Here is a 23,095-nt window from a genome sequence, read left to right as displayed (position 1 = left end):
GCAGTACGGCAGTAACGCCGGAGCCGCCCACCAAAGTACCAAAGCACCAACGAACCAACAATCCACTAAGCTTCGTCTTTTTCGAATGCCGCCGGCCGGATCGTCCGCGCCACGTTGGCGAGCAGGACCATGAGGAACACGAGGACGCCGATGCGCGCAATGATGTCGCCGTAGCGGACGTAAAGGGTGAGCTCGTCGTTGAGAGTGATCTCGCCGCGCAGGTGACCTTCTTCGCCGTAACTGGTGCGGGATTGCACGTGGCCGCGTTGATCGATGAAGGCGCAGGCTCCCATATTGGCCGAGCGGACGACGGCGCGCCGGGTTTCGATGGCCCGCAAACTACTGAGCCAGAGGTGTTGGCGGTGGCCGGCCGTGTTGTCCCACCACCCATCGTTGGTGACGACGAATGCCGCCTGAGCCCCCTCCTTGACGTAGCCGGTGAAGTATTCCCCGAAGACGGATTCGTAGCAAATGACCGGCGCAATGGCGGCAGTTTCGGAGGTAAATGGATCCCGCGTAGCCTGCGTCCCCCGCCCGGCCACGGTGCCGCCGAGGCTGTTGACGAAGGGCTCCATGAAGAAGAGGACGTCCTTGAACGGAAAGCTCTCCGCGCCGGGGACGAAGACGCCCTTCCGGTAAGTTTGGGTCGGCGTTTGGGTGGAATCCAATGCCAGTTGGGCGGCGCCGTTGATGGCCTCGAGGGCGATGGTGCCGTTGCGGCCGCGGTCGAAGAAGCGCACGGCTTCGGTGTAGGGTTCGCCGTCCGCAAAGATGTGGTAGGCGTCGATGCCGGTGATGAGGTAGCGGGCACCCTTCCCGGTCAGGTTGTCGCGGAGTGCTTTGGTGGCGATGGCGTCGTCCACCCGGTCCTCATCGATGCGGCTGAAGCTGGTTTCCGGGTAGATGAGGTAATCCACCGACCCCTCATCCAACGCGGCCTTGCTGAGGCGCAAAAAGGTATCGAGCTGGGCGGCCTGGTTGCCGGAGAACTTCTCGAAGTGAGGCTCGAAATTGGGCTGAATGGCAGCGACGGATACCTGCTCGTAACCGGGAGATTGATAAGCAAAGTAGCGCACGAGGGACGCGGAAATCGGCAGGATCACCGTGAACGCCATCAGTAGCAGTGGCCGCTTGTGCGCGCCCGGCGAAGAGCTCAGGATCTTGCCGAAAAGGCCGTCGACGACTTTTGCCCCGAGGTAATTAGCCGCCAGGATCCAGGCCGTACCTCCGAAAATGCCCGTCCATTCGTACCACTGCACGAGTTCCGGAAACTGCATGAAGCCATTGCCCAACGTCAGCCAGGGCCAGTTGAGTGACCAGTTGTAATGAAGCAACTCGAAGGAAAGCCAGGCCGCCGCGAAGCCGAGGTAGCCGATGCTGGGGGAGCGTCGCGCCGTCCAGTAGTAGAACAGCCACGGAATACACATCAGTAAACTGTTGACCAAAACGGCAAACAGGCCAGCGAAAAAGCCCGTATTCGTTACCCAGTAGGTAGCCAGCAAATTATAGAGCACGAAAGCGCTGAAGCCGTGAAAGAAGACCGTTTTGACGGGCGCTTTGGCCTCCTGCAATTCTAGTTGCAGTAAGATCAAGGGAACCAGCGCAACGAGCAGTAGAAAGGGAAAGGGAACCAGGCCGGGAAAGCCGAGTCCCAGGAGAAGCCCCGCGCAACCACTCAGCAGGTTCCTTTTGATAACGGTGCCATCCTTCCGGTAAGTAGCCAGGAGAAAACCACCCGCGTAGAGGCTCACGTAGAGTAACAGCGGCGCGTATCCCCAGAGGAGTTGGGATTGGGCGCGGGTGTACATCCAGGCGGCGATGGCCGCTGCTAAGGCGAAGAGACCGTAGGAGAGGAGTTGGATGGTTTTGTTGGACACGGGGGAGGAGATATGCGATTCTCGATTCTCGATACTCGATTTTTGATTTAGCTACCGCACGGCTTTGTCGCACTGCGTGTTCCCGTGGAGATGGTGCAAAGTACGATTTAGTGTCGGCTGTTAATGGCGGTAGCCGAGCGAAGCGAGTGTAACGGCGGCAGCCAATCAGATATCGAGAATCGAGTATCGAGAATCGAGAATCAAATACCGAGAATCACGCAGTGCTATTGCATGACGGTTCGGAGAACGGCCAGGCTATTGACTTCGCGCATGCCCTCGATGTGGTGGCGGTAGTAGCGAACGACGTCGGTGAGCAAACTCTGGCGGTCTTCGCGGGTGGAGGTGACCTGATCGAGATCGCCGGGGAGGACGTGGAGAAGATCGAACATGAGTTTAGCGCGCGCCTCGTCGAGGTACTCCGTGTGGCCGGGGAAGCCGCCGATGAAGGCACCGGCTTTGAGGTCGAATAGCGGGGTTTCGGGCGACCACTCGCCGGAGGGGAGGAAGCCGAGGTAACCCGTCAACCCCAGCAGGTAGTGGAGGTGGATGTGGGTGATGGGCCCCTTCGTCTCGTCGAGGAAAACGAAAGCGTTGTGGAGGTAGCTGAAGAGCTCCGGATTCTCTTCGGATTCGCGGATGGAGTTGCGCGTCATCTCCAGCATGAAGAGGCCGATCGTGCCGCGGAATACGTCGAACGGAATCTGGGTGTAGATGTGGCTGGGCCGCGCTTCCTTGATGCGCTGCAGGTCTTTGCCGGGCCGCTCGTAGGCGATGAGGTCGACCAAATTCATGGGCTGCACGATGCTGGCCGGCGTGCTCGACCGCGCCTTGCGCACCCCACTGACGATGTACTTGCGGATGCCGTACACCTCCGTGTACACTTCCAGAATGAGGCTGGATTCGCCGTACTTGGTGGCGCGGAAGATGAGGCCGCGGGTTTTTGTGAGCATGGTTGAGTAACGGGGGAGGGTGGGGGGTGGTTGTGCTGGGTACTGACCCGGCCGGAGGCCAGGAACCGAGCCAGCGAAATTTCGCTAAATTTGCCCACCCCACATGCAACCCCACTACGACTACATCATCGTCGGCGCCGGCTCGGCCGGTTCCCTCCTCGCCGCGCGGCTCTCCGAAGACCCGGCGACGACCGTTTTGCTCGTCGAGGCCGGAGGGCCCGCCAAGTCGTGGCTCATCGATACGCCGGGGGCCTACATGAAGCTGCACAAGTCGAAATACGACTGGGGGTTCTGGTCGGAGCCGCAGGAACAGCTCCTCAACCGCCGGCTTTACCTGCCGCGGGGGAAGGTCCTGGGTGGCAGCAGTTCGACGAACGCGATGGCGTACGTCCGCGGCAACCGGGCGGATTACGACGACTGGGCGGCCCTGGGCAACAAGGGGTGGAGCTACGACGACGTGCTGCCCTACTTCAAGAAATCGGAGGACAACGAAAACCTGGACGACGCCTACCACGGGCGCGGCGGCGAGCTCCGCGTGTCCTACCCCAACCGCTTCCGTACGCCCTTTTCCACGGCTTTCATCGAGGCCTGCGTGCAGTCCGGTTTCCGGCGCAACGACGACACCAACGGGGCCGAGCAGGCCGGGGCGGGCCTCTTCCAGTTCACCATCCGCGACGGCAAGCGGGAGAGCGGGTACACGGCCTTCCTCAAACCGGCCATGCGGCGGCCCAACCTCACCGTCGTCACCGGCACCCACACGACCGAGATCATCATTGAGAAAGACAGAGCCATCGGAATTAGGGCGCTCACGCAGGTGCGGGGGAAGGTGGAATACCGGTGCCGCAAGGAAGTGTTGCTCGCCGCCGGCGCCTTCGGTAGCCCCCAGCTGTTGATGGTATCCGGAGTGGGAGCGCGGGAGGAGTTGGAGGGCCACGGCATCGCCTGTAAAGTGGACCTCCCGGGCGTCGGGAAGAACCTGCAGGACCACCTCTTCGTGCCGGTCGGTTGCACCGCCAAACAGAACGTGGGGCAGAATACGAGTATGTCCCTCTTCAGCCAGGCGAAGTCCGTGGCTCAGTACTACCTGGCGAAGACGGGTTTCCTCAACATTGGCCCGTTGGAGGCGGTGGCCTACGGCTCGACTTCCCTCAGCCCGGACCGGGTGGATTTCCAGTTTCAGTTCTCCTCCTTCCACATGGGGCCGGGTTACACGACGGATTTCCACGACTACAAGACCTTCCCCCAGGACCAGGATGGGTTTAGTATTCTCCCCTCCCTGTTACGGCCGAAGAGTAGGGGGACGGTATCCCTTTCCTCCAAGGATCCACTCGATCCGCCCGTCATCCAACCCAACTTTTTCGCCGAGGAGGACGACCGGAAGGTGATGGTGGAAGCCGTCCGCCGCGCCGCTGACGTCCTGGCGGCCCCGGCCTTTGACGTTTACCGCGATCGCGCGCTCCATCCCCAACTTCGCACCAGCGCGAGCGCCCAACTCGCCACGAACAGTATCGGGGACAGCGCCGCCTGGGAACACGTGCAGAAACAAGTGGAAACCATCTACCACCCCGTAGGCACCTGTAAAATGGGCCACGACGCAATGGCCGTAGTGGACGACGAACTCCGCGTACGCGGCGTGGAAGGCCTGCGCGTAATTGATGCCTCGATCATGCCGACGATCGTCTCGGGGAATACGAACGCGGCGGTTTATATGATTGCGGAGAGAGGTAGTGCTTTGGTGCTTTAGTGCTTTGGGCTACGGAGCCGTGCAGTAGCCCAAAGCACCAAAGCACCAAAATACCGTGGCACCGACTCCAGTTAAAACAAAAAGCCAGCACTCACCCTTTAACTGTAAAACCAACCCACCCCCCCTTTGCACGACATCGAACCCCACTTCAACTGGCGCGAACGCTACCGGGCCGAGGACGACAACGATAGCCCCTTTTTTGGCCGCCGGTACTCGGAGTTTGGGTTCAGCAACCGGGTGTATAACTACCTGATCCACCCGCAGTGGGATGAATTCGGGGCGGAAACGCTGTACATGAAGATCCTGTACGTGGATTACGACGAGCACTACGCCATCATTGAGATGATTGGGGAGTGGAACGACGCCGTCCACAACGATTCGATGCACCTGAAACGGGAGGTGATCGACCAACTCCTGGCCAGTGGGCTGACAAAATTCATCATCGTCATGGAGGGAGTCCTCAACTACCACGGCTCGGACACGGACTACTACGAAGAATGGTACGAAGAGGTGAGCGACGGCCAGGGTTGGATCGTCTTTTTAAACCTCCACCCCCAGGTGATGGACGAGATGAACGATACCGGCCTGGATGATTACCTCCACTACGGCCAACATTTGAACGGTATCAACTGGCGGCCGCAGAAGCCGAATAAGGTGTACGAGGCGATTGAAGGGGTGATTGAGACGGAGGTGAGGAGGATTTATTAGTCAATAGTCTGGAGTATTTAGTCTATGGTCTTTAGTCTGCAGTCTGTAGCCGCCGGACTATAGGCTACAGACCAAAGACTACAGACTAAAGCCTATATTGGCCCCCGTTTCAACCCCCTCAGGCGCCACGCGCCAGCACTTTCACTTACCTATCATGCAATTACAAGGCTTAGACCTGACGATTTTTGCCGTCTACATCGTCGCCGTTATCATCTTCGGCATTTGGATCTCCAACCGGGAGAAATCCGCGACGGCCAGCGATTACTTTTTGGCCAGCCGTAGCCTCCCCTGGTGGGCGGTCGGTGGCTCCCTCATCGCTTCCAATATTTCGGCGGAGCAGGTGATCGGCATGAACGGGTCGGGGTTTGAACTGGGCCTCGCCATCGCGACCTACGAGCTGATGGCCGCCATCACGCTCATCATCGTCGCCAAGTTTCTGCTGCCCGTCTTCCTGAAAAAGGAGATCTACACGATGCCGCAGTTCCTCGAAGAACGCTACGACGGGACGGTGCGGACGATCATGTCCGTGTTCTGGATTATCCTCTTCGTATTCGTCAACATCTCTACTGTCCTCTACCTGGGCGCGTTGGCCATTGAGCAACTCGTCAACACCACCTGGCTGGTGGAACTGATGGGCGGGGACGCATCGACCTATACGGCGGGCGAACTCGAGACGGTCGGCATCATTGCCGGCATCATTTTCCTCGTACTGTACTCCGCCTGTTTCTCCATCTTCGGTGGTTTGAAGGCGGTGGTCTGGACGGACGTCATCCAGGTGATTGTCCTGCTGATCGGTGGTACGGCGGCGGCCTACGGCATCCTTACCTACGTGGGTGATGGCAGTCTCTTTACGGGTATCGGCCGTCTGGTGGAGTCCGTTCCCGGCCACTTCGAGATGCTGTTTGAGCCGGACGATACCTTCGTCGATACGGCTTCGGGAGAGACGAAATCTAGTTTCAACCTCCTGCCCGGATTTGCCATGCTGTTTGGCGGGATGTGGATCGTAAATACTTACTACTGGGGTAACAACCAGTACATCATCCAGCGCGCGCTGGCCGCCAAGAGCCTGCCCGAAGCCCAGAAGGGGGTTGCTTTCGCAGCCCTGATGAAGCTGTTCATCCCCTTCTTCGCCGTACTTCCCGGTATCGCTGCCTTCTACCTGCTGACGGTAAGGGGTGAAACCGTGGACATCGCCAAGGCGGACCAGGCCTTCCCCTGGGTACTGGCCAACCACGTCGGCCCGGGCCTGCGTGGACTGACCTTTGCGGCCCTGGTGGCGGCGATCGGTTCGTCCATCAGCTCCATGGTGAATTCGGCTTCGACCATCTTCACGATTGACATCTATAACAAGTTCATTAATCCCGGTGCCGGGGAGCAGACGCAGGTACGGATTGGCCAACTCGCCGCCGGTGCTGCGCTTCTCGTGGGTGCCGTGATCGCGCCGTTGTTGGCGGATGCCGGACAGGTCTTCCAAATCATTCAGGAGTACACCGGCTTCATCAGCCCGGGCGTACTGACGGTCTTCATCTTCGGGATGTTCTACCCCCGCGGCACGGCGAAGGCGGCCCTGGTGGTGGTACTGGTCTCCGTTCCGGTGGCCCTCTTCTTTAAGTTCCTGATGCCGGATCTGCCCTTCCTGGACCGGATGGCCCTGCTGTTCCTCATCTCCTCTGCGCTGATGATCCTGGTCTCGGCGGTAACGGAGAAGTCCGCCAAGGACGCTGCCCTCAACGAAGAACTCAGCGACGCTTCTGTTTTCGCCGCCGAGACGAGCTCTGGCCCCGCCAAATTGGTGAGTGACATGACGCTCCGGATTGGACTAGCCATCTCCGTGATTGCCATCGGCGTAGCTACGGCCATTCGTTTGCTGGTGCAACCCGTCCCCGGCGTACCGACCTGGGCGGTGTACCTGTTTGCGGTGCTGTCCGCCGTCGTCCTGGCCCTCATCTTCACGGATAAGCAAAAGCGCGACCACAAAGCCATCGACCTGGAAGCTGACCTCTTTAAGACCCGGACGGGCTTTAACATGGCGGCCGTTGCGGTACTGTTGGTGCTGGCGGGGATTTATGGGGTTTTGGCTTAGGGGTTTAGTATCGTAGTCGGGTAGTAGGGTAGTCGGGTAGTTTGGACTGCAGACTACAGACTGTAGACTAAAACTTCCGGCCGCTCCAGGAACCTCAAGCAGCGCTTCGCTTGGGCTTGAGGCCGCCTGGAGAGCCTAAGGTCTACCCACCAAGTACTACCCGACTACGCTACTACCCGACTAACAAACTCCCCACTCCCACCAGAGCCGGTACCGTCTGAATTAAGGCAATCTTCCGGTCCACCGTAAGGGCACCGACTACGCCCGCTACGGCAATGCAGGCCAGGAAGAAGAGTGCGACATTGACGGCCCACGTTGGATCACTGATCAGTAGGGACCAGACCAGGCCAGCCGCCAGGAAACCATTGTAGACACCTTGGTTCTGGGCCATTGCCTTTGTCTTAGGAAACAGGTCACGCGGGAGGGTTGAAAAGGCTTTTGGGCCAGACCGCTCCCAGGAAAACGACTCCATCCAGAAGATGTATACGTGGATGAGGGCAAGCAGGGCGATGACGATCTGAGCGAAGAGGGGCATAATGGTGATTGTTAAATGTCGTTTCTTGTTGGACCAAGAAACGATAATTATCCCTCGGCCATCCAGATGATCAGATTCATAGCTACCGGTTGCGTACTTGCCATCCTCCTTTGTGCCTATGGTATTTCCGTTGGGGAACCCTTGGACCGGGAATATCCACCAACTTACACGGAGCGCCGGGAGATGGCGGATTGGGACACCCTCTTCAGCGACCGTGACTTGATCGGAAGCGTCCTGCTCTACGACGCCGTTACCGATAGTCTTTTTTCCAATGACTTCGCTTGGAAGACAGCGGGAGCTTTGCCGGCCTCCACCTTCAAAATTGTGAACACCGCCATTGGCCTGGAGATGGGGCTGCTGGAGGACCGGAACACCATTTTTGAGTGGGATGGGACTACTCGCAACGTCGAATCCTGGAATAAGGATATGACCTTGGCCCAGGCCTACGCCCGCTCCTGCGTCCCCTGCTACCAGGGCCTCGCCCGGCGGATCGGCCCCGACTCCATGAACCACTACCTGGCTAAGCTGGACTACGGTGATTTCCGGGTCAGCGCTGACAGCATCGACCTGTTCTGGCTACTGGGCTCTGCCAGGATCACGCCACTGGAGCAAATTGAGTTCTTACGCCGAATCCACGAGGAAAAGCTGCCCCTTCAACCAGAAACCCTCTCCGAGTTAAAGGCCATCATGAAAAGATCGGACGGGGATGGCTACGATCTCTACGGCAAAACCGGCTGGTCCGTTGACGGCGGCCACAACAACGGTTGGTTCGTCGGCTACGCGGTGCAGGAAGGGCGGGTGCGGTACGTGGCGGTGAACGTTGAGCCCGTTGGGGAATTGGATCGGGAGCTTTTTCTGAAGAGCCGGGTGGAGATAGCTGTTAGTGTTTTAGTCGGGTAGTCGGGTAGTCAGGTAGTAGCGAAGTCGGGTAGTCACGCACTATGCTACTACCCGACTACCGTACTACCTGACTACTCACTCCTCCTCCCCACCCGGCAGCCCCAACCAAAAATTATTCACCCCCTCCCCGGGAATCAACGTGATCTCTCGCGCATTCAGTAATTCGAGTAGGCCGAGAAAGGTAACGATGGCGTGGATTCTCGTCTTGCAGGCCGCAAAGACATCCGTAAAACTGGGCCGGCTTTTGCCGAAGGTGATGCCGCCGACCATGGTCAGGATCCGCTCCTGCTGCTCCTCAATGGTGTGGCTGAATTGGGCAATCTCGTGGACGACGGGCCGGTTAGCCGCCTCTTCCATCTTCGTGAGCATCCGCTCGTAGGCCTTCAGGAGTTTGAAGAGGGTGACGGATTCGAGTTCCACGTCCACCAGGGCGCGGGTGGCAATTTGGGCGAGCTCGGAAGTGATGTTGCCCCGGTAGTTACGCATGCCGCGTTCGGTCTCCAGGCGGCGAAGCTCGTCCAGGACGGATTTGTACCGTTTGTACTCCAGTAGCCGGGCGACGAGCTCTTCGCGTGGGTCAATTTCGTTGCCCTCCTCATCCACGGGCTTACGGGGGATGAGCATCTTGGCCTTGATCCGGCAGAGCGTAGCGGCCACGAGAACGAATTCGCTGGCCAGGTCAATATCCATCGTCTGCGCCTCGTGGAGGTAAGCCAGAAAGTCGTTCGTCACCTGGCTGATGGGGATGTCGTAGATATCCAGCTCGTCCCGCTCAATGAAGAACAGCAGCAGGTCGAAGGGCCCTTCGAATTGGGGGAGTTTGATTTGGTAGGTAGCCAAGGGGGGAGTGGGGGGATTTAAGCTTTCGGGTTCCTATTCGTTGCGAGTAAAGGTAGTGAGTCTATAGTCTGTAGTCTATAGTAATTAGGCTCTCCAGGCGGCCCTACACCCAAGCGAAGCGCAGTGGAGGGTTCCTGGAGCGGCCGGGCGTTGATAGTCTATAGTCTGTAGTCTATAGTCAACTGCCCAGAGCCACTATAGACTACAGACTATAGACTGAAGACTGTTAGTATCCTTTCCAACCACCTCAAATCCACCCCATCAAAAGACGCCACCTCACTGCTGTCTACGTCAAAAACACCGAGGAGGGATCCATCCTTTCGCATCACCGGGAGCACGATCTCCGAACGGCTGTTGGGGTCACAGGCGATGTGCTCGGTCCCTTGCGCCAGGGCGTGGCAATCCCCCACAATTTTTGGCACCTGCGACAGCGCCACCGTGCCACAAACCCCGCGGCCAAACTTGATGTAGAGGCAACCGAGCGTACCCTGATACGGCCCGACCGTGAGCGTTTCGTCGCCGCGGTTCAGGTAGAAACCGACCCAGTAGTAATAGGGCAAATGGGTCTTCAGCAGGCAGTTGATGGTGACCATCTTGATGGTCTCATCCGTTTCGTCCCCGATCGTCGCTACGATTTGCTGGTGAGCGAGCGCGTAGGCAGCCTCCTTCTCCGCAGCGGAAAGATTTACGGACGGCTTGATGAAGTAAGGCATAGTGGCGCTGGCGGACATTTTTTGAGTATTGGAGTGGCGAGTATCGAGTTGCAAGTTGCGAGTTGCGAGTGGCGAGTGGCGAGTGGCAAGTATCGAGTTGCGAGTTTACGGAAATTAGAAGACGCTTCACCCGGCCCTTTCGTTCTCCCCAAGTGAGGAAGCGAAGCGACCGAATGAAGCGTCTAAAATCTAACTTCTAAAGTCTAACGTCTCTTTCCAAGTGAGGGAAGCGAAGCGACCGAATAAAGCGTCCAAAATCTAACTTCTAAAGTCTAACGTCTCTTTCCAAGTGAGGGAAGCGAAGCGACCGAATGAAGCGTCTAAAATCTAACTTCTAAAGTCTAACGTCTCTTTCCAAGTGAGGAAGCGAAGCAACCGAATGAAGCGTCCAAAATCTAACTTCTAAAGTCTAACGTCTCTAGAGCATCTTGAGCGATTTCTCGTTCATCCGCACGTAGTCCATATTCCCCGCCTCCTTGGCCTTGGCGAGGGACATTTCGAAACTCTTCTTGGCTTCTGACTTCATGCCGAGGCTTTCCTGGATGAGGCCCTGGCGGCGCAGCATCCAGAAGCGGGCGTTGTCGCCGGCCATCATGTTGGCTTTGGTGATCATTTCGAGGGCGGCCTTGTTGTCGCCGGTTTCGGCGGTGAAGGTGGCGGCGTTGTAGTAGTCGTTCATGCTCGGGCCGGCCATGACGCGCTTGATGTTGGCCTGTACGGCTTCCATAGCGTTGGTTTTGATGGGCAGCATGGCCATCGTCTGGTCCCACATCATATACATGTTGGCGCCGTCCATGGTGTACTCGTCGAACATGATGGTGAAGTTCTCGACTTTCGCGTCGCCCATTTTCATGCTCGTGGCCATGACTTTGGCGGCGGGGATCTTATCCACGTAGCTGTTCCAGCTGCCGCTTTCGTAGGGGAAAAACATGACTTCCCACTGGGCGGCCATCGGCTTGGTGAGCACGGCGTAGCTGCCGGCCTTTACTTCCTGCCCGCCGATCATGACGTCGTCGCTGACGGTCAGTTTCGTGGCGGCGTTAGCGCCGGTGCGCCATACTTCGCCGTAGGGCACGAGGCCGTCCGCGGCAAAGATCTTGCGGCCCTTCACGCCGGGGCGGCTGTATTCCACGTGCACGTCGGTGAGGCCGATGACGGTTTCCGTCTTCGCCTTCGGGCTGGCGGCGGGGGTGGTGATCTGAGCGGTAAGGCCAAGGGCCATGAAGGCCAACAGGAGGGTAAGTAGTTGCTTGCGCATAGTTTGGTTGGTTTGGTTGTGGCCGTGCTGGCCGGTAATTGACAAGGTATTTTGGGCGCCCCGACTGAGTGCGGGACTAACTTCGTGTCGCTGCCGCGGGTGCCAAGGAATGGGACCGGGAAGCAACCCGAAGGTAAGGACCTAAATGTATACCGTGTGGCTACAAGAATTGTTGTGAGCTTCACCCGTTGGGAGTTTATTAGGACGGTTCGCCCCACCAATTTGTCCATATTCAGGGGCTGAGTTGACTAATTCCTGCTTTCAATCGATTGCATCCGTACGTATGGTGAAAAAACAGTATTTGGCCTTCCCAGGCTCTTTCCTTTCGTCTATTTTGTGCCGCTTACCTATTTCAACAACAACCAAGACACTGTCGTCATGCATCGTTTTTCCTCTTTGGCCACCCTCGTGGTCTGTCTGCTAGCGTGCTTGTGCACCGGCCAACTCTCCGCCCAAACTTTCACGGGCGACGTTACTCTTTCCTCCAACGCCGACATCCAGGCCTTCGTGGATGGCAACAACGACCGCTACACCACGGTAGACGGTAACCTGACCCTCAACGGTGGCGTGCCGATGGCGGGCGGTGCCATCTCCGACCTCAATAACATTAAGGACTTGATCGAGGTGACGGGAACGATCTCCATCCTCGGCTGGACCAACGATAATCAGGGCTTCGTCTCCTGGGATAATCTGACGACCATCGGCGGTGACCTCATCGTGCGCGATGCCTCCGGCAGCCTTTCGCAGGTAAAGATGGAAAGCGTCACCTCCATCGGAGGCGGTGTGGAAGTCACGAACTCCGTTGGTAACGGCCAGTGGCAGGTCTCCCTAAATAACCTGGATGGCACCATCGACCGTCTTATCCTGACGGATAACATTGACGCTAGCCGGACGGGTGGCCTAAAGGACGTAAAGTTCTTCAACCTGGACCAAATCACCGGCCCCTTCACGGTAACCAATACCTTCCTTTCCAATAATCTTCAGTTGGGGGACCTCAACGTTTCCGGCGCCCTTACGGTGAGTAACAACCCCGAACTGACGCAACTGTCTCTGAATAATCTGAATACGATCTCCGGAGACTTCCTGGTTGAGCGTAATGCCAAGTTGCGGGAGATCACCTGTTTTCAGATCACTTCTACGAAGAACGTTACCATTCAGGATAGCCAACCGGAGCTTAACGTGATCAATTTTAAGGGGAAAACGAATTCCACGATCACTGGTAACCTGACCGTAACTAACAACGACCGCCCCAGTGGTTCGCGGCCATTCTTTAACTTCGATGGCATCGAATTCATTACCGGGAACGTCGCCTTTACGAACCAGAGCAAAGTGGCGGCCCAGATTGAAATGCAGAAACTATTTTCCGTAGGGGGCAACATGCTCTTCAACAACATTGCGCGCTCCATCCGTCTCGCCAGAAATGACCCCAGCTCAAATCTTACCGGTACGCTTACGCTGACCGATAATCCTTTCGAAGCCGGCCAGGAGATCAACTTCCGCACCCAAACGGGAGCAACTACTTTTGCAAATAATACCCATACCTCCGCTACCGGTCTGAAGTTTACCTGCCAGACTTGTGGCGATATCACCATTAGTGGCAACAATAATCTGGGGAGCATCTTCATGCAGAACACCCAAACCGTAGGTAACTACGTCCTGGCTGACAATCCGGAATTAGCAGTTATTCAATTTCCCGATATCCTAAATTTTGGTTCCTTCAGACTTTCCGGTAACCACCCCCTTTTCCGGGATCTGAACGTTAACTCCAATAACAATAACGTCCAGACCTTGGGCGTCAACATTGCTGGAGACCTATCGATCACGAGTCCTGGCACTGGTTTTACGGGGGCATCCGACGCCCTGAAGCTCTTTCTGGTGCGCAACATCGGCGGAGACCTGATCCTGGAAAATGCGACGCCAAATAACCCCTTCAACGTATTCTTCAACAGCCTCTCACTCGTAGGTGGCGACATTAGTATCAAAAACTTCGCGCGCAACGATATCCAACTCGGTAACTCCGGAGTGCTGGATTTTAACGGCAATATCACGCTGGAGGGGAACGAAATGGCGTCCCGCGCAATCATTCGGGCCAACTCCGCCAATTCTATCTCGATCACTTCTCCCAATGCGTTGGGCAACAACTTGGCCACGGTAGAATTCCCGGAACTGACGAGCGTCACCAATGGCATCACCCTCAACAATAACGCTGCGCTCACCACGCTAAAGATTCCTAAACTGGCGACCGTCGGTGGTCCGTTTACCCTCTCTGGCAACACAGCCCTGGCGACCGTAGACGTACCCTCCGACGGCGTGACGACCGGCGGCCTCGTACTTACTGACAACAGCAACCTGACTGGTGGGCTGGACCTGGAAGAGTTCACCCTGTCCAGCGGCGACCTCACCATCTCCGGCAACACCAACTTCAGCGCCTGTTGCTCCATTGACTGCGACCTGCAGGCTACTATCAACGACAACGGTGGCAGCGTAACCGTCTTCAACAATGCAGCGGGCTGTGCCAGCATCGTCGATATCGCCGAAACCTGCGAAACGGCCGAAGTAGTTTGTGGCGACGTCAGCGTCAATCTTTCTGACGGCGACGGGACGACCATTACCGTCGAAGCGACTTCCCTCGAAGACCAAAATGGCCCCCTCCTCACGGAATGCTTAGGCGATGACCTCGTCTACAGCTTCGACGCTGCTGGCACCCAGACCTCTCGCGACTTTTCTTGCGCTGACGCAGGTGCGAACGGGGTGAACGTTACGCTGTACGTCCGCGGACCAGCAGGAACGGCTGCCCTGGCTAGCTGCGCCACAACCGTAGTGGTAACGGACGACGTCCTGCCAGTCATCACCCTCAACGGGATGGCGATGATGGACGTGCCGCTGAACCAACCTTACACGGATGCCGGCGCGACCGTCGCTGATAACTGTACTTCCGGACTGACCGCCACCACCGCAGGTAGCGTGGACGTGACCACTCCCGGAACCTACACCCTCACCTTCACCGCAACGGACGACGCTAATAACGCCGCCACCCCCGTGGAGCGGGAAGTAACCGTCCTGGGCGCCGCCCTGAGCACGGACGCCGCTACGGTAGGTACCGACTTCGGCACCGTCAACCGGATGAGCGCCGACCCACGGCCGGTAAAGACCTACACGATCACGAACAGTGGTAACGTGGCGGGTAACAACCTCATGGTAACGTCCTCCAGCAGCGACTTTACTGTGAGCAATGTCAGTGCCAGCATGATTGGCGAAAACGGTACGGTTACCTTCGACGTCACCTTTGACCCGGCTACGGCAAACGGCAAAACCGGCACTGTCACCGTAGGCACGGACGATGGCGCGGAAGCCACCTTCAACGTCAGTGGTAACGGCGGTGAAGTACGCGTTTACCTCGAAGAAACGGGTCAGTACTACAGTTCCGTTCAGGATGCCATTGACGCAGCTACGGAAGCGACGACCATCTACATCCCCGCGGATATGTACGATGAGGATCTCGACTTCACGGGTAAGCAGCTGACGATCATCATCGGTACCTTCCAGCAGGGTATTTGATCACCTTAGTTTAGCTTAATCCGGAACTTTCCGGACTGCGGGAGTGCCCGCCCGACCCGTAGCGCAGCGCAGGGTGGGGCGGGCACTTTTATTTTGCAGTATCCAACTGGACAACCGGCATCCCTCTTTTCTCGTTCCTGAGCTTTGCACCTGCGGCAGCGCCCGCTCAGTTGGGGCGCTCAACTGTAAGTTTCGCACGCCCGGGTACCCAACTAACAACGACCATGACCAAAGAACAACTTACCGCTTACGCCGACCTCCTCGTAAACTACTGTGTAGAGTTACAGGCCGGCGAACGCCTCTACGTGAGCACGACGACCCTCGCCGCACCGCTGATTGGCGCCCTGCAGGAAGCCGTCCTGAAAGCCGGTGGTCACCTGGAATACGACCTTGCCGTGGAGGGTGGTGGCGCTGCCATCAGGGATTACGCCAGCCCCGAACAGGCGGGTTACGTGGGCGTGCTCTTCCGGGAAGCGATGGAGAATTTTGAGGCCTACATCAACATCCGGGCGCCCTTCAACCTGCGGCAGGAACCACCGGCCGAGGAATTGCGCAACGCCCGGCGGGAAGCGGTGAAGCCCTACTACGAAATGTACTTCGCCCGGACGGCCCGGCGCGGCGAACCCGGGGGGCTGAAACGCAACTCCTGCGTCTACCCCTGCCCGGCCCTCGCCGAGGAGGCCGGTATGAGCTTGGAGGAATACACCGACTTCGTGATGCAGGCCACCAAAGCCACGAGTACGGACCCGAAAGGCGCCTGGTTAGCCGTGCGGGAACGCCAGCAGACTGTCGTCGATAAACTCAATAGCTGTACCACCTTCCGCTACGTCAATGACCGGTCGGACATCACCTTCACCACCAACGGCCGCACGTGGATCAACAGCGACGGACAAACGAATATGCCCTCCGGCGAAGTCTATACCAGCCCGGAAGAGGACAGCGTGAACGGGAAGATCCACTTCGATTACCCGGCCATCAATAGCGGGAAGGTCGTCCGTGGCGTGACCCTCACCGTGAAGGATGGCTACATCGAAAGCTGGACAGCCGAAGAGGGCCAGGACGTGCTGGATGAGACCTTTAAGATCGAGGGCACCCGGCGCTTTGGGGAAGCGGCGATCGGGACGAATTACACCATTGACCGCTTCAGCAAAAACATCCTATTCGACGAGAAGATTGGCGGGACGGTCCACATGGCCATCGGCCAGAGTTACGCGCAGTGTGGCGGGAAGAACCAGTCCAGCGTGCACTGGGATATGATCGCCGACATGAAAAAAGGCGGCCAGATTTACGCGGATGGGGAATTAATTTACGTCGACGGTTTGTTTATCCCCGAATTGTGGCCGGCGGCGTAAACACTAAGCCGGATTAGGCAGTACGGAAGGTGAATTTGCCAGTGAGTACGCCCCGGTGAAACTTGAAAATGAGACAGGATAGCGCGTGTGAGCAGGTAGGATAACAATCCGCTCAATCGCGCGTTGTCTGTTTGTGTAGCAAATTGCTAACTTGCGGCACTACGATCCCAGAACACCGTGCGCCCATTTGCACTTTTACCTGAGCATACGAAGCAACAGAACTAATCCAAACCAAACCTCGGTGGGGCTACGGCCCAGAGGTACTTTACTGAAATTAACCGCCCAACGTGAACGAAAATATTGCCTTCCTAGAGCTGAAATACGGTAACATCTACGGAGGATACCCGAACTTTTACGCCATCTCCGAAATCGCCCTGCTTGTCTTCGAGCGCGGCTCCAACAAGATCTTCCTCGAATCCTGGATCAACCAGGCCGACGTGGACATCGTCGACGTATACGCCGAGACGGATGAGCTTGGCCACACCGTCCGCCGCGTACGGGAGGTCCTGAACATGCGCAGCAACCGCCGTTTCCGTTACGACGAAGAGTTCCGCCTCTCGGACCGCGACCTCCAATTTGCCTTCCGCAACCTGCGGTCCACGAAAGCGGCCGTGAAGAACTTCCTTCACAAGAACTTGCGCAAGTACCGCTTTGACGACATGATCGTCTTTGACGGCCGCCGCGACATTTTCCTGTGTGAGCGCAGTGGCGTTAGCTTCGACTACGTCAACATCATCGACATCCAGAAGGACCTCAACCGGGAAACGGATTACCTCTTCAGCCTGAACAAGCTCTCGACGGTGATCGATTTCCATACGGACCGGTCCTACCTCCGCTCCTACAACCTGGAGTACTGGCTGCACCCCATCGCCGCCCGCCAGATCATGCCCGGCACCGCTGCCTTCGACGCGGCCCGCCTCATGATGGTTTTCAACGAATACCACGAACACCATGGCGACTTCATGCTCCGCGCCGCGAAACTCCTCAATAAGATCCAGAAACGGAAGGAAGAGGAGAAGGAGGAGGCAAATGACAGTGAGAGCGATGACGGTTCGAGTTCTGACAATATAGATTGATCGTTTGTAGTGAATAAGTCTATAGTCTGTAGTCTATAGTGGGATGCCCCGGGACTATAGACTACTTACGCTGCGGACCGGCCGCTCCAGGAACCTCGAACTGCGCTTCGCTTGGGTTCGAGGCCGCCTGGAGAACCTGATGAAAATCCGTCACTAACTGAAAGGGCATAAAAATCAAAGAATTATTTAGAGTCTTGGAGCGGCCCTAATTCCTTCGCCAGCGCAGCCTGCGAAGGGGTTAGGGTTCTCCAAGCGCTCGGTCTTAATCGCAGCCTACAGACTTTTGAGCGTTTCCATCAACAAGTTTATCTCCTCCACCGGAGTCTGCTCGCGCCGCGAGGCGGATAAGTTGCTCGACGCCGGCCGCGTCCAACTCAACGGCGTCACGGCCAAACGGGGTAACCGGGTGGAAGAAGGGGATACCGTTCTGCTGGACGGAAAAGCTATCGGCGCCAAGCCCGAAACGGTCTACCTCGCCCTGCACAAGCCAGCCGGCATCACCTGCACGACGGACCAGCGGGACAAGACCAACATCATCGATTTCGTCAATTACCCCGAGCGCATCTTCCCGATCGGGCGGCTGGATAAACCCTCCACGGGCCTCATCCTGCTAACGAACGACGGCGATATTGTCAACAAAATCCTCCGGGTAGAGAACGCCCACGATAAGGAGTACATCGTGACGGTAGATAAGCCCATCGACCGGGAGTTCGTCCGCGCCATGGCCGGCGGCATTCCCATCCTCGGCACCGTTACCCGCCGTTGTGAAGTGGAAAAGATTGGGCAGAAGAAATTCCGCATTATCCTCAATCAAGGCCTCAACCGGCAGATCCGCCGTATGTGTGAGTACCTGGGATACGAAGTCCGCACGCTCAAACGCACGCGCATCATGAACGTCCGCCTCGCCAAGTTACCGGTGGGGGAGTGGCGGACGTTGCGGGAGGATGAGTTGGAGGTGTTGCTAGCGCTGACAAGTTTTCGACAAGACGTAAAAGAAGATAAAGGAGAATAAGGAGCTTGTGTGATGGTTTTCGACAGGGGGAAAAAGGAGCTTAAGGAGAAAAAGGAGACGGTATCCAATCACTTCTCTAGCGTCTAAAACATCTTAAACTTCTTTGCGAAACTGGCTTTTTGGTAGTTTTCGACAAGAAGTAAAAGAAGATAAAGGGGATAAAGGAGACTGTATCCACGCTCTTCTCTAGCGTCTAATACATCTTAAACTTCTTTGCGAAACCCGAGCGAAAATATGCGCGCAGCGCAAAAAACCTCTTCCCCCTCCTTTCCCTCTTTATCTTCCTGCAGAAAATCAACCCACCATGTTCCCCCCAGCCACCTACGCCACCCGCCGCCAACAACTTGCCGAATCCGTCCAAACCGGACTCATCTTTTTGCCCGGGAACCGGGAGGCGCCGATGCGGTACACCGACAATGCCTATCCCTTCCGCCAGGATTCCAACTTCCGCTACTTCGCCGGCCACAACTTGCCGGATCTGGCCCTCACGATCGACGCGGCGACCGGCGCCAGCCGGCTTTGGGGGGACGACATCAGCCTCGACCACGTCATCTGGATGGGGGAGCAACCGAGCGTCGCCGAGCTGGCCCAGCAGATTGGAGCCGAACGCGGTGGCACGCTAGCCGAGCTCTCTGCTACCCTGAAAGCCTATGCGCGGGATGTCAAATTCCTGCCACCCTACCGCGCGGAGCGGGTTACTTTTCTGAAAGAACATCTGGGCGCTGACGCAGGTGCGGACGAAGGACTGATTAGGGCGGTGATCGCATTGCGGTCCGTAAAGTCAGCGGAGGAGCTTGAGCAAATGTCGATTGCCGTAAAGACAAGTTTGGCGATGCACGCTGCTGCCAAAGCCCACGCCGCCCCCGGCCAATTGGAGCACGAAACGGCGGGCCTCATCGAAGGTATGGCCATCGCCGGTGGCGGCCGCTTGGCCTACCCCGCCATCGTCACCCGCAACGGGCAGATCCTGCACAACCACTACCACGGGAACGTCCTGCAAAAGGGTGACCTCCTGCTCATCGACGCCGGCGCCGAAGCAACGAGTGGCTACGCGGGCGACATCACCCGGACCTTTTCCGTCGGACAGCCTTTGACCAAAAAGCAGGAAGAGATCTACCGAATCGTCGACCAAGCTAAAACGGAGGCCATCGCTAACGCCCGACCCGGCATCCAAAACCGGACGCTGCACGACCAGGCCGGCCGCCTCATCTTTGATGGGTTAAAGGCATTGGGCCTCACCAAAGGGGACCCGGACGAATCCGTAGCCGCCGGCGCCCACGCCCTGTTTATGCCGCACGGCCTGGGCCACATGATTGGGTTGGACGTCCACGATATGGAAGACCTTGGCGAAGACCTGGTGGGTTACGACGCCGAAACCCAGCGCTCCACTCAATTCGGTACCCGCAACCTGCGCCTCGGCCGGGAGCTGCGGGAAGGGTTCGCCATCACCGTTGAGCCGGGCATTTACTTCATCCCCGCCCTCATCGACCGGTGGAAAGCGGAGGGGACCTGCGCCGAATTCATCAACTTCGGCAAACTGGAGGCCTACCGCGACTTCGGTGGCATCCGGTTGGAGGATAATGTGGTAATTACTGGGGAGGGGAGTCGGGTGCTGTAGCACAAACTAAAGTACATGCAGCGTCACCTTTATAGGTGCCCGTAAGAGATATCAATTATTGCAATAAATATTGGTCCAAGTCAAAATAGGCATATGATCCTAATGCTAAGTTGGATAATAGATGCGGAAGAATTGCAGCTGCCCACGAACTAGTCACCCTTCTTGAAAGGAAATAAAGGGCGCCCATAATAAAGGCGTATACCATCTGATTTATCACAGCGGCGAGTGGAGCTTTAAACAAGTTAACCGAATGGAAAACAGAAAATAGTAGCGTGGAAAAAATCGCCGTGAGTAACACCGAATATTTGGCATCATACAAATAGTCAACAACATACTTCCGGAATAGAAGTTCTTCAAAAAATGCACCCATAAAAATTCTGATAAAAATAACGTAGCTCCATATGCTGGATGCATTCCAGAAGTGATTGTGGTTGGCAACGTAGTATATGCCGATAAGGATGGAAGTAGTAATCCAAAAAATGGAATTGGCAGTAAATAATGCTGATCCTTTATTTTTAAATGATAAAGTAGTTGAGGTTAAAATAAAATACACGGATATACTATAAAGGAATCCGTATGTTTTGGGAAGTGTGTAATTGGCCCCTATATAACTGCTAATTACAGCGGCAGCTATAGCGAATACGTAAACTATTGACAATATTTTTATAGTTGGCCTCACCCTATTACAATTAAATAATGCCATCGTATCAAGTAATTTGATACGATGGCATTAGCGTTGTGATTATGAAGTTCTAGAACCACTCCCACCCAAAATCAGTAGTGCATTCATCTAGGTGGAGACAGATACAAGTGTCTGTCCAGCCCCACTCAGAGGCCAAACATCCGCAATCTTCCTCGAAGAAACTGACTCTACATGTAGTAGTACCTGTAGGACCAAATGCTTGAATGTCTGGTGTTCCATCCCAAGTCGTATCCTCGACATGATCGGGTGGATTGTAAGCAGCCGCAATCGACTGTAGCTCGCCAAAATTAGAGAACTCACTGCTTACTCCCGCTCTATTCCACAGTGAAAATAGCGTAACTGGAGGTACAGTTACGTTTGATGGAATTGACCGTTGGGTAGTGGATGCATAAATGCCGTAACCGCTAGTGCTATTATTTTGCTTTACAAAGAACTCTCCGTTCAACTCAATCTGACTAGGGAAGACTTTGTTTTGGTCTACATTTGCAAGAACGAATTCATGCACAAAAGTACTCGGAGATGTTATGCGAACTCGGTGGTCAATTATTGCAATATTTTCATTAATAAAAACATTGCCGGTAGATTGACTTCGCAACTGCACGCTTTCCTGCGGCGCGCTAATTACGGTTTCTGTCTCGGAACAGCTTGTAAGTCCTAGCAAAGAAACTAGGACGCATAGGTATTTAATTAGTGTTTTCAATTTAAGTGAATTGATTTGAACGTTTACAATTAGGTGTTCAATTGCCCTTTTGTATTAAATAGCGCTAAATAATTCAATCACCTTAATAACTGCTAGAGGCCTGATTTTTGTTCGCGGCAATAAAAATTTATCTCATTGTTCTACCACTTCCATAACTGCCCCCACCAGCCCATCAAAATCCGTCCGCTTATCCACGTTATGCCCTAGACGAGCGATGACCAACTCGAGGGAGGGGATGACGAAGACCCGTTGGTCCTGGAATCCCCGCATCATGTAGGCATCCTTGGGTAGGGAAGGCATGTCCGGGCCGGGGAGCCAGAGTTGGCCACCGTAGATGCCGTCGCTGCCCACCGCGGGTTCGCGCATGAAATCGATCCAACCCGGAGCGACGAGGGTATCGCCATTCCACACACCATCCTGGAGCATGAATTGGCCGAGCCTGGCCCAATCCCTCGCCGTCGCCCAGCCGTAGGAGCTACCAACGGGTTTGCCGGCCTGGTCCGGCTCCACGAAGAGGGTACGGGCGATGGGGGAGAAGAGCACCTGCATGAACTGGTGGGCGCTCATGCCTTGGGGCCGGACCTTGCGGTCGAGGTAATCCGCCAGAATATTGGTGGTGCCGCTGGAGTAGACCCAGTTTTCGCCGGTGGGCTCGAGGGCGGGCATCCCGGTGGCGTAGGCGGCCATGTCCGGTTGCTCGTGGAGCATGATGGTGGCGTCCGACAGGCTGCCGTAGCCCTCGTTCCAGCCCAGGCCGGAGTTCATGTGGAGGAGATCCGCCAAAGTGATCTGCGCCCGGGCGTCGCCAGACCACGCTGGATAGAGGTTTTTTTGGTTGACGAAATCCGCAATCGAGGGCTTATCCAGAGAATCGAGTTGGTGGTAATAAGCGCCGAGGGCGAGGCCCGTTAGTGATTTGGTCATCGACCAGCCGAGGAGGGGGGAGCGGGGTCCGTAGCCCGGGGCGTAGTCCTCCGCTACGATTTCTCCCTTGTGCATAATTACAATCCCGCGGGCACCGCCCCCTTCCACCGGGGCCATTCCCAGGTCAACCGCATTCTGGTATTCACCGCGGAGTTGTACCGCATCTTCTACTTGCCCCTCTACCCAGGCACCTGCGGCAGCGCCCTTGGTCACGTCCTTGACGGGGAGCAGATCGTCGTTGATGAGCGTACAGCCGATGCCGGGGCGAAATACGGCCACCCGGGGCACGAGGCCGAAAAAGGTAGCTTTAACCCGATCTTCACTGGCGGACAGCGAAGCGTATCCGAGGACGGAAAAATTAAGGTCCTGCTCACTGATCTCCCCCAGCTCCCGTCCCTGCAAAAAGTGGCAGGAGCAGGCGTGCTTGGCCGCGTAACCCGCACCGATATTGAGCAGGGGCCGCACCCACAAAAAGGCGGCGAACAGGACGACGATTAAAACGGCAAAAAATGCGAGCCAGCGGCGGCGGGTTGTGACGGACATG

At 56.5% G+C, this 23,095-nt stretch carries 17 protein-coding genes; 9 read left to right on the top strand and 8 right to left on the bottom strand.

Annotated features, from left to right (window positions below; translation table 11 throughout):
• Nucleotides 1–65 precede the first annotated feature (65 nt).
• Nucleotides 66–1,877: an apolipoprotein N-acyltransferase gene (lnt, locus tag A3850_RS03540; protein WP_068214259.1), complete on the bottom strand. Its 1,812-nt coding sequence runs from the start codon at nt 1,875–1,877 to the stop codon at nt 66–68.
• A gap of 224 nt (nt 1,878–2,101) precedes the next feature.
• Nucleotides 2,102–2,827 (bottom strand): DNA repair protein RecO, encoded by a 726-nt coding sequence (recO, locus tag A3850_RS03535; protein ID WP_068214257.1) that lies wholly within the window; start codon nt 2,825–2,827, stop codon nt 2,102–2,104.
• Nucleotides 2,828–2,930: 103 nt separating this feature from the next.
• Between recO and A3850_RS03530 the strand changes: the two genes are divergently transcribed.
• The 3 genes from A3850_RS03530 to A3850_RS03520 all read left to right on the top strand — a co-directional run bounded on the left by A3850_RS03530 (nt 2,931) and on the right by A3850_RS03520 (nt 7,362).
• A complete protein-coding gene (locus A3850_RS03530; protein ID WP_068214255.1) occupies nt 2,931–4,571 on the top strand; it encodes a GMC family oxidoreductase in 1,641 nt (546 codons plus the stop codon).
• A gap of 126 nt (nt 4,572–4,697) precedes the next feature.
• Nucleotides 4,698–5,279 (top strand): hypothetical protein, encoded by a 582-nt coding sequence (locus A3850_RS03525; protein WP_068214253.1) that lies wholly within the window; start codon nt 4,698–4,700, stop codon nt 5,277–5,279.
• A gap of 154 nt (nt 5,280–5,433) precedes the next feature.
• Entirely contained in the window at nt 5,434–7,362 is a 1,929-nt protein-coding gene (locus A3850_RS03520; RefSeq protein ID WP_068214251.1) for a sodium/solute symporter, read from the top strand.
• Nucleotides 7,363–7,534: 172 nt separating this feature from the next.
• Here the strand turns inward: A3850_RS03520 and A3850_RS03515 are convergent, their stop codons facing one another.
• Nucleotides 7,535–7,897: a DUF1304 domain-containing protein gene (locus A3850_RS03515; protein ID WP_068214249.1), complete on the bottom strand. Its 363-nt coding sequence runs from the start codon at nt 7,895–7,897 to the stop codon at nt 7,535–7,537.
• A 66-nt stretch (nt 7,898–7,963) separates the two neighbouring features.
• Here A3850_RS03515 and A3850_RS03510 point away from each other — a divergent pair, with 66 nt between their 5' ends.
• Nucleotides 7,964–8,797, top strand: a complete 834-nt coding sequence (locus tag A3850_RS03510) for a penicillin-binding transpeptidase domain-containing protein (RefSeq protein WP_068214247.1) — start codon at nt 7,964–7,966, stop codon at nt 8,795–8,797.
• A gap of 75 nt (nt 8,798–8,872) precedes the next feature.
• Here A3850_RS03510 and A3850_RS03505 read toward each other — a convergent pair whose 3' ends face one another.
• The 3 genes from A3850_RS03505 to A3850_RS03495 form a co-directional block, all read right to left on the bottom strand.
• Nucleotides 8,873–9,637 (bottom strand): ScpA family protein, encoded by a 765-nt coding sequence (locus A3850_RS03505; RefSeq protein WP_068214245.1) that lies wholly within the window; start codon nt 9,635–9,637, stop codon nt 8,873–8,875.
• A 209-nt stretch (nt 9,638–9,846) separates the two neighbouring features.
• Nucleotides 9,847–10,368 carry a GAF domain-containing protein gene (locus tag A3850_RS03500; protein WP_082921595.1) on the bottom strand — a complete coding sequence of 174 codons (522 nt, stop codon included), beginning with the start codon at nt 10,366–10,368 and terminating at the stop codon, nt 9,847–9,849.
• 400 nt (nt 10,369–10,768) lie between these two features.
• Nucleotides 10,769–11,608 (bottom strand): DUF2911 domain-containing protein, encoded by an 840-nt coding sequence (locus tag A3850_RS03495; protein ID WP_068219373.1) that lies wholly within the window; start codon nt 11,606–11,608, stop codon nt 10,769–10,771.
• 378 nt (nt 11,609–11,986) lie between these two features.
• Here A3850_RS03495 and A3850_RS03490 point away from each other — a divergent pair, with 378 nt between their 5' ends.
• The 5 genes from A3850_RS03490 (at nt 11,987) to A3850_RS03470 (ending at nt 20,224) form a co-directional block, all read left to right on the top strand.
• A complete protein-coding gene (locus A3850_RS03490) occupies nt 11,987–15,166 on the top strand; it encodes an immunoglobulin-like domain-containing protein (RefSeq protein WP_068214243.1) in 3,180 nt (1,059 codons plus the stop codon).
• A gap of 224 nt (nt 15,167–15,390) precedes the next feature.
• Entirely contained in the window at nt 15,391–16,518 is a 1,128-nt protein-coding gene (locus A3850_RS03485) for an aminopeptidase (RefSeq protein ID WP_068214240.1), read from the top strand.
• Between the two features lie 287 nt (nt 16,519–16,805).
• The gene (locus A3850_RS03480) at nt 16,806–17,594 is read left to right on the top strand and encodes a hypothetical protein (protein ID WP_068214238.1); all 789 of its coding nucleotides are present in this window, start codon (nt 16,806–16,808) and stop codon (nt 17,592–17,594) included.
• 283 nt (nt 17,595–17,877) lie between these two features.
• Nucleotides 17,878–18,606, top strand: a complete 729-nt coding sequence (rluF, locus tag A3850_RS03475) for a 23S rRNA pseudouridine(2604) synthase RluF (RefSeq protein WP_068214236.1) — start codon at nt 17,878–17,880, stop codon at nt 18,604–18,606.
• Between the two features lie 304 nt (nt 18,607–18,910).
• On the top strand, nt 18,911–20,224 hold the full coding sequence (locus tag A3850_RS03470; RefSeq protein WP_068214234.1) for an aminopeptidase P family protein: 1,314 nt from the start codon (nt 18,911–18,913) through the stop codon (nt 20,222–20,224).
• A 55-nt stretch (nt 20,225–20,279) separates the two neighbouring features.
• On the opposite strand, the gene A3850_RS20545 is transcribed toward A3850_RS03470, so the two are convergent.
• Together A3850_RS20545 and A3850_RS03460 are read right to left on the bottom strand one after the other, a co-directional pair.
• Nucleotides 20,280–20,927 carry a CPBP family intramembrane glutamic endopeptidase gene (locus tag A3850_RS20545; RefSeq protein ID WP_068214232.1) on the bottom strand — a complete coding sequence of 216 codons (648 nt, stop codon included), beginning with the start codon at nt 20,925–20,927 and terminating at the stop codon, nt 20,280–20,282.
• A gap of 832 nt (nt 20,928–21,759) precedes the next feature.
• Nucleotides 21,760–23,094: a serine hydrolase gene (locus tag A3850_RS03460; protein ID WP_068214230.1), complete on the bottom strand. Its 1,335-nt coding sequence runs from the start codon at nt 23,092–23,094 to the stop codon at nt 21,760–21,762.
• Between the last annotated feature and the right edge of the window lies 1 nt (nt 23,095).

The organism is Lewinella sp. 4G2 (assembly GCF_001625015.1).
Classification (GTDB): domain Bacteria; phylum Bacteroidota; class Bacteroidia; order Chitinophagales; family Saprospiraceae; genus Neolewinella.
Note: the sequence above shows the minus strand (reverse complement) of the source record. Positions and strands in the feature narration are given on the sequence as shown.

Bases quoted from the DNA above. Each gene is read 5' to 3' on its own strand.
- A3850_RS03495 (WP_068219373.1), bottom strand. From the start codon at position 11,608: ATGCGCAAGCAACTACTTACCCTCCTGTTGGCCTTCATGGCCCTTGGC.
- A3850_RS03470 (WP_068214234.1), top strand. From the start codon at position 18,911: ATGTTCCCCCCAGCCACCTACGCCACCCGCCGCCAACAACTTGCCGAA.
- A3850_RS03485 (WP_068214240.1), top strand. From the start codon at position 15,391: ATGACCAAAGAACAACTTACCGCTTACGCCGACCTCCTCGTAAACTAC.
- A3850_RS03530 (WP_068214255.1), top strand. From the start codon at position 2,931: ATGCAACCCCACTACGACTACATCATCGTCGGCGCCGGCTCGGCCGGT.
- A3850_RS03510 (WP_068214247.1), top strand. From the start codon at position 7,964: ATGATCAGATTCATAGCTACCGGTTGCGTACTTGCCATCCTCCTTTGT.
- A3850_RS03500 (WP_082921595.1), bottom strand. From the start codon at position 10,368: ATGTCCGCCAGCGCCACTATGCCTTACTTCATCAAGCCGTCCGTAAAT.
- A3850_RS20545 (WP_068214232.1), bottom strand. From the start codon at position 20,927: ATGGCATTATTTAATTGTAATAGGGTGAGGCCAACTATAAAAATATTG.
- recO (WP_068214257.1), bottom strand. From the start codon at position 2,827: ATGCTCACAAAAACCCGCGGCCTCATCTTCCGCGCCACCAAGTACGGC.
- A3850_RS03490 (WP_068214243.1), top strand. From the start codon at position 11,987: ATGCATCGTTTTTCCTCTTTGGCCACCCTCGTGGTCTGTCTGCTAGCG.
- A3850_RS03520 (WP_068214251.1), top strand. From the start codon at position 5,434: ATGCAATTACAAGGCTTAGACCTGACGATTTTTGCCGTCTACATCGTC.
- A3850_RS03515 (WP_068214249.1), bottom strand. From the start codon at position 7,897: ATGCCCCTCTTCGCTCAGATCGTCATCGCCCTGCTTGCCCTCATCCAC.
- A3850_RS03460 (WP_068214230.1), bottom strand. From the start codon at position 23,094: ATGTCCGTCACAACCCGCCGCCGCTGGCTCGCATTTTTTGCCGTTTTA.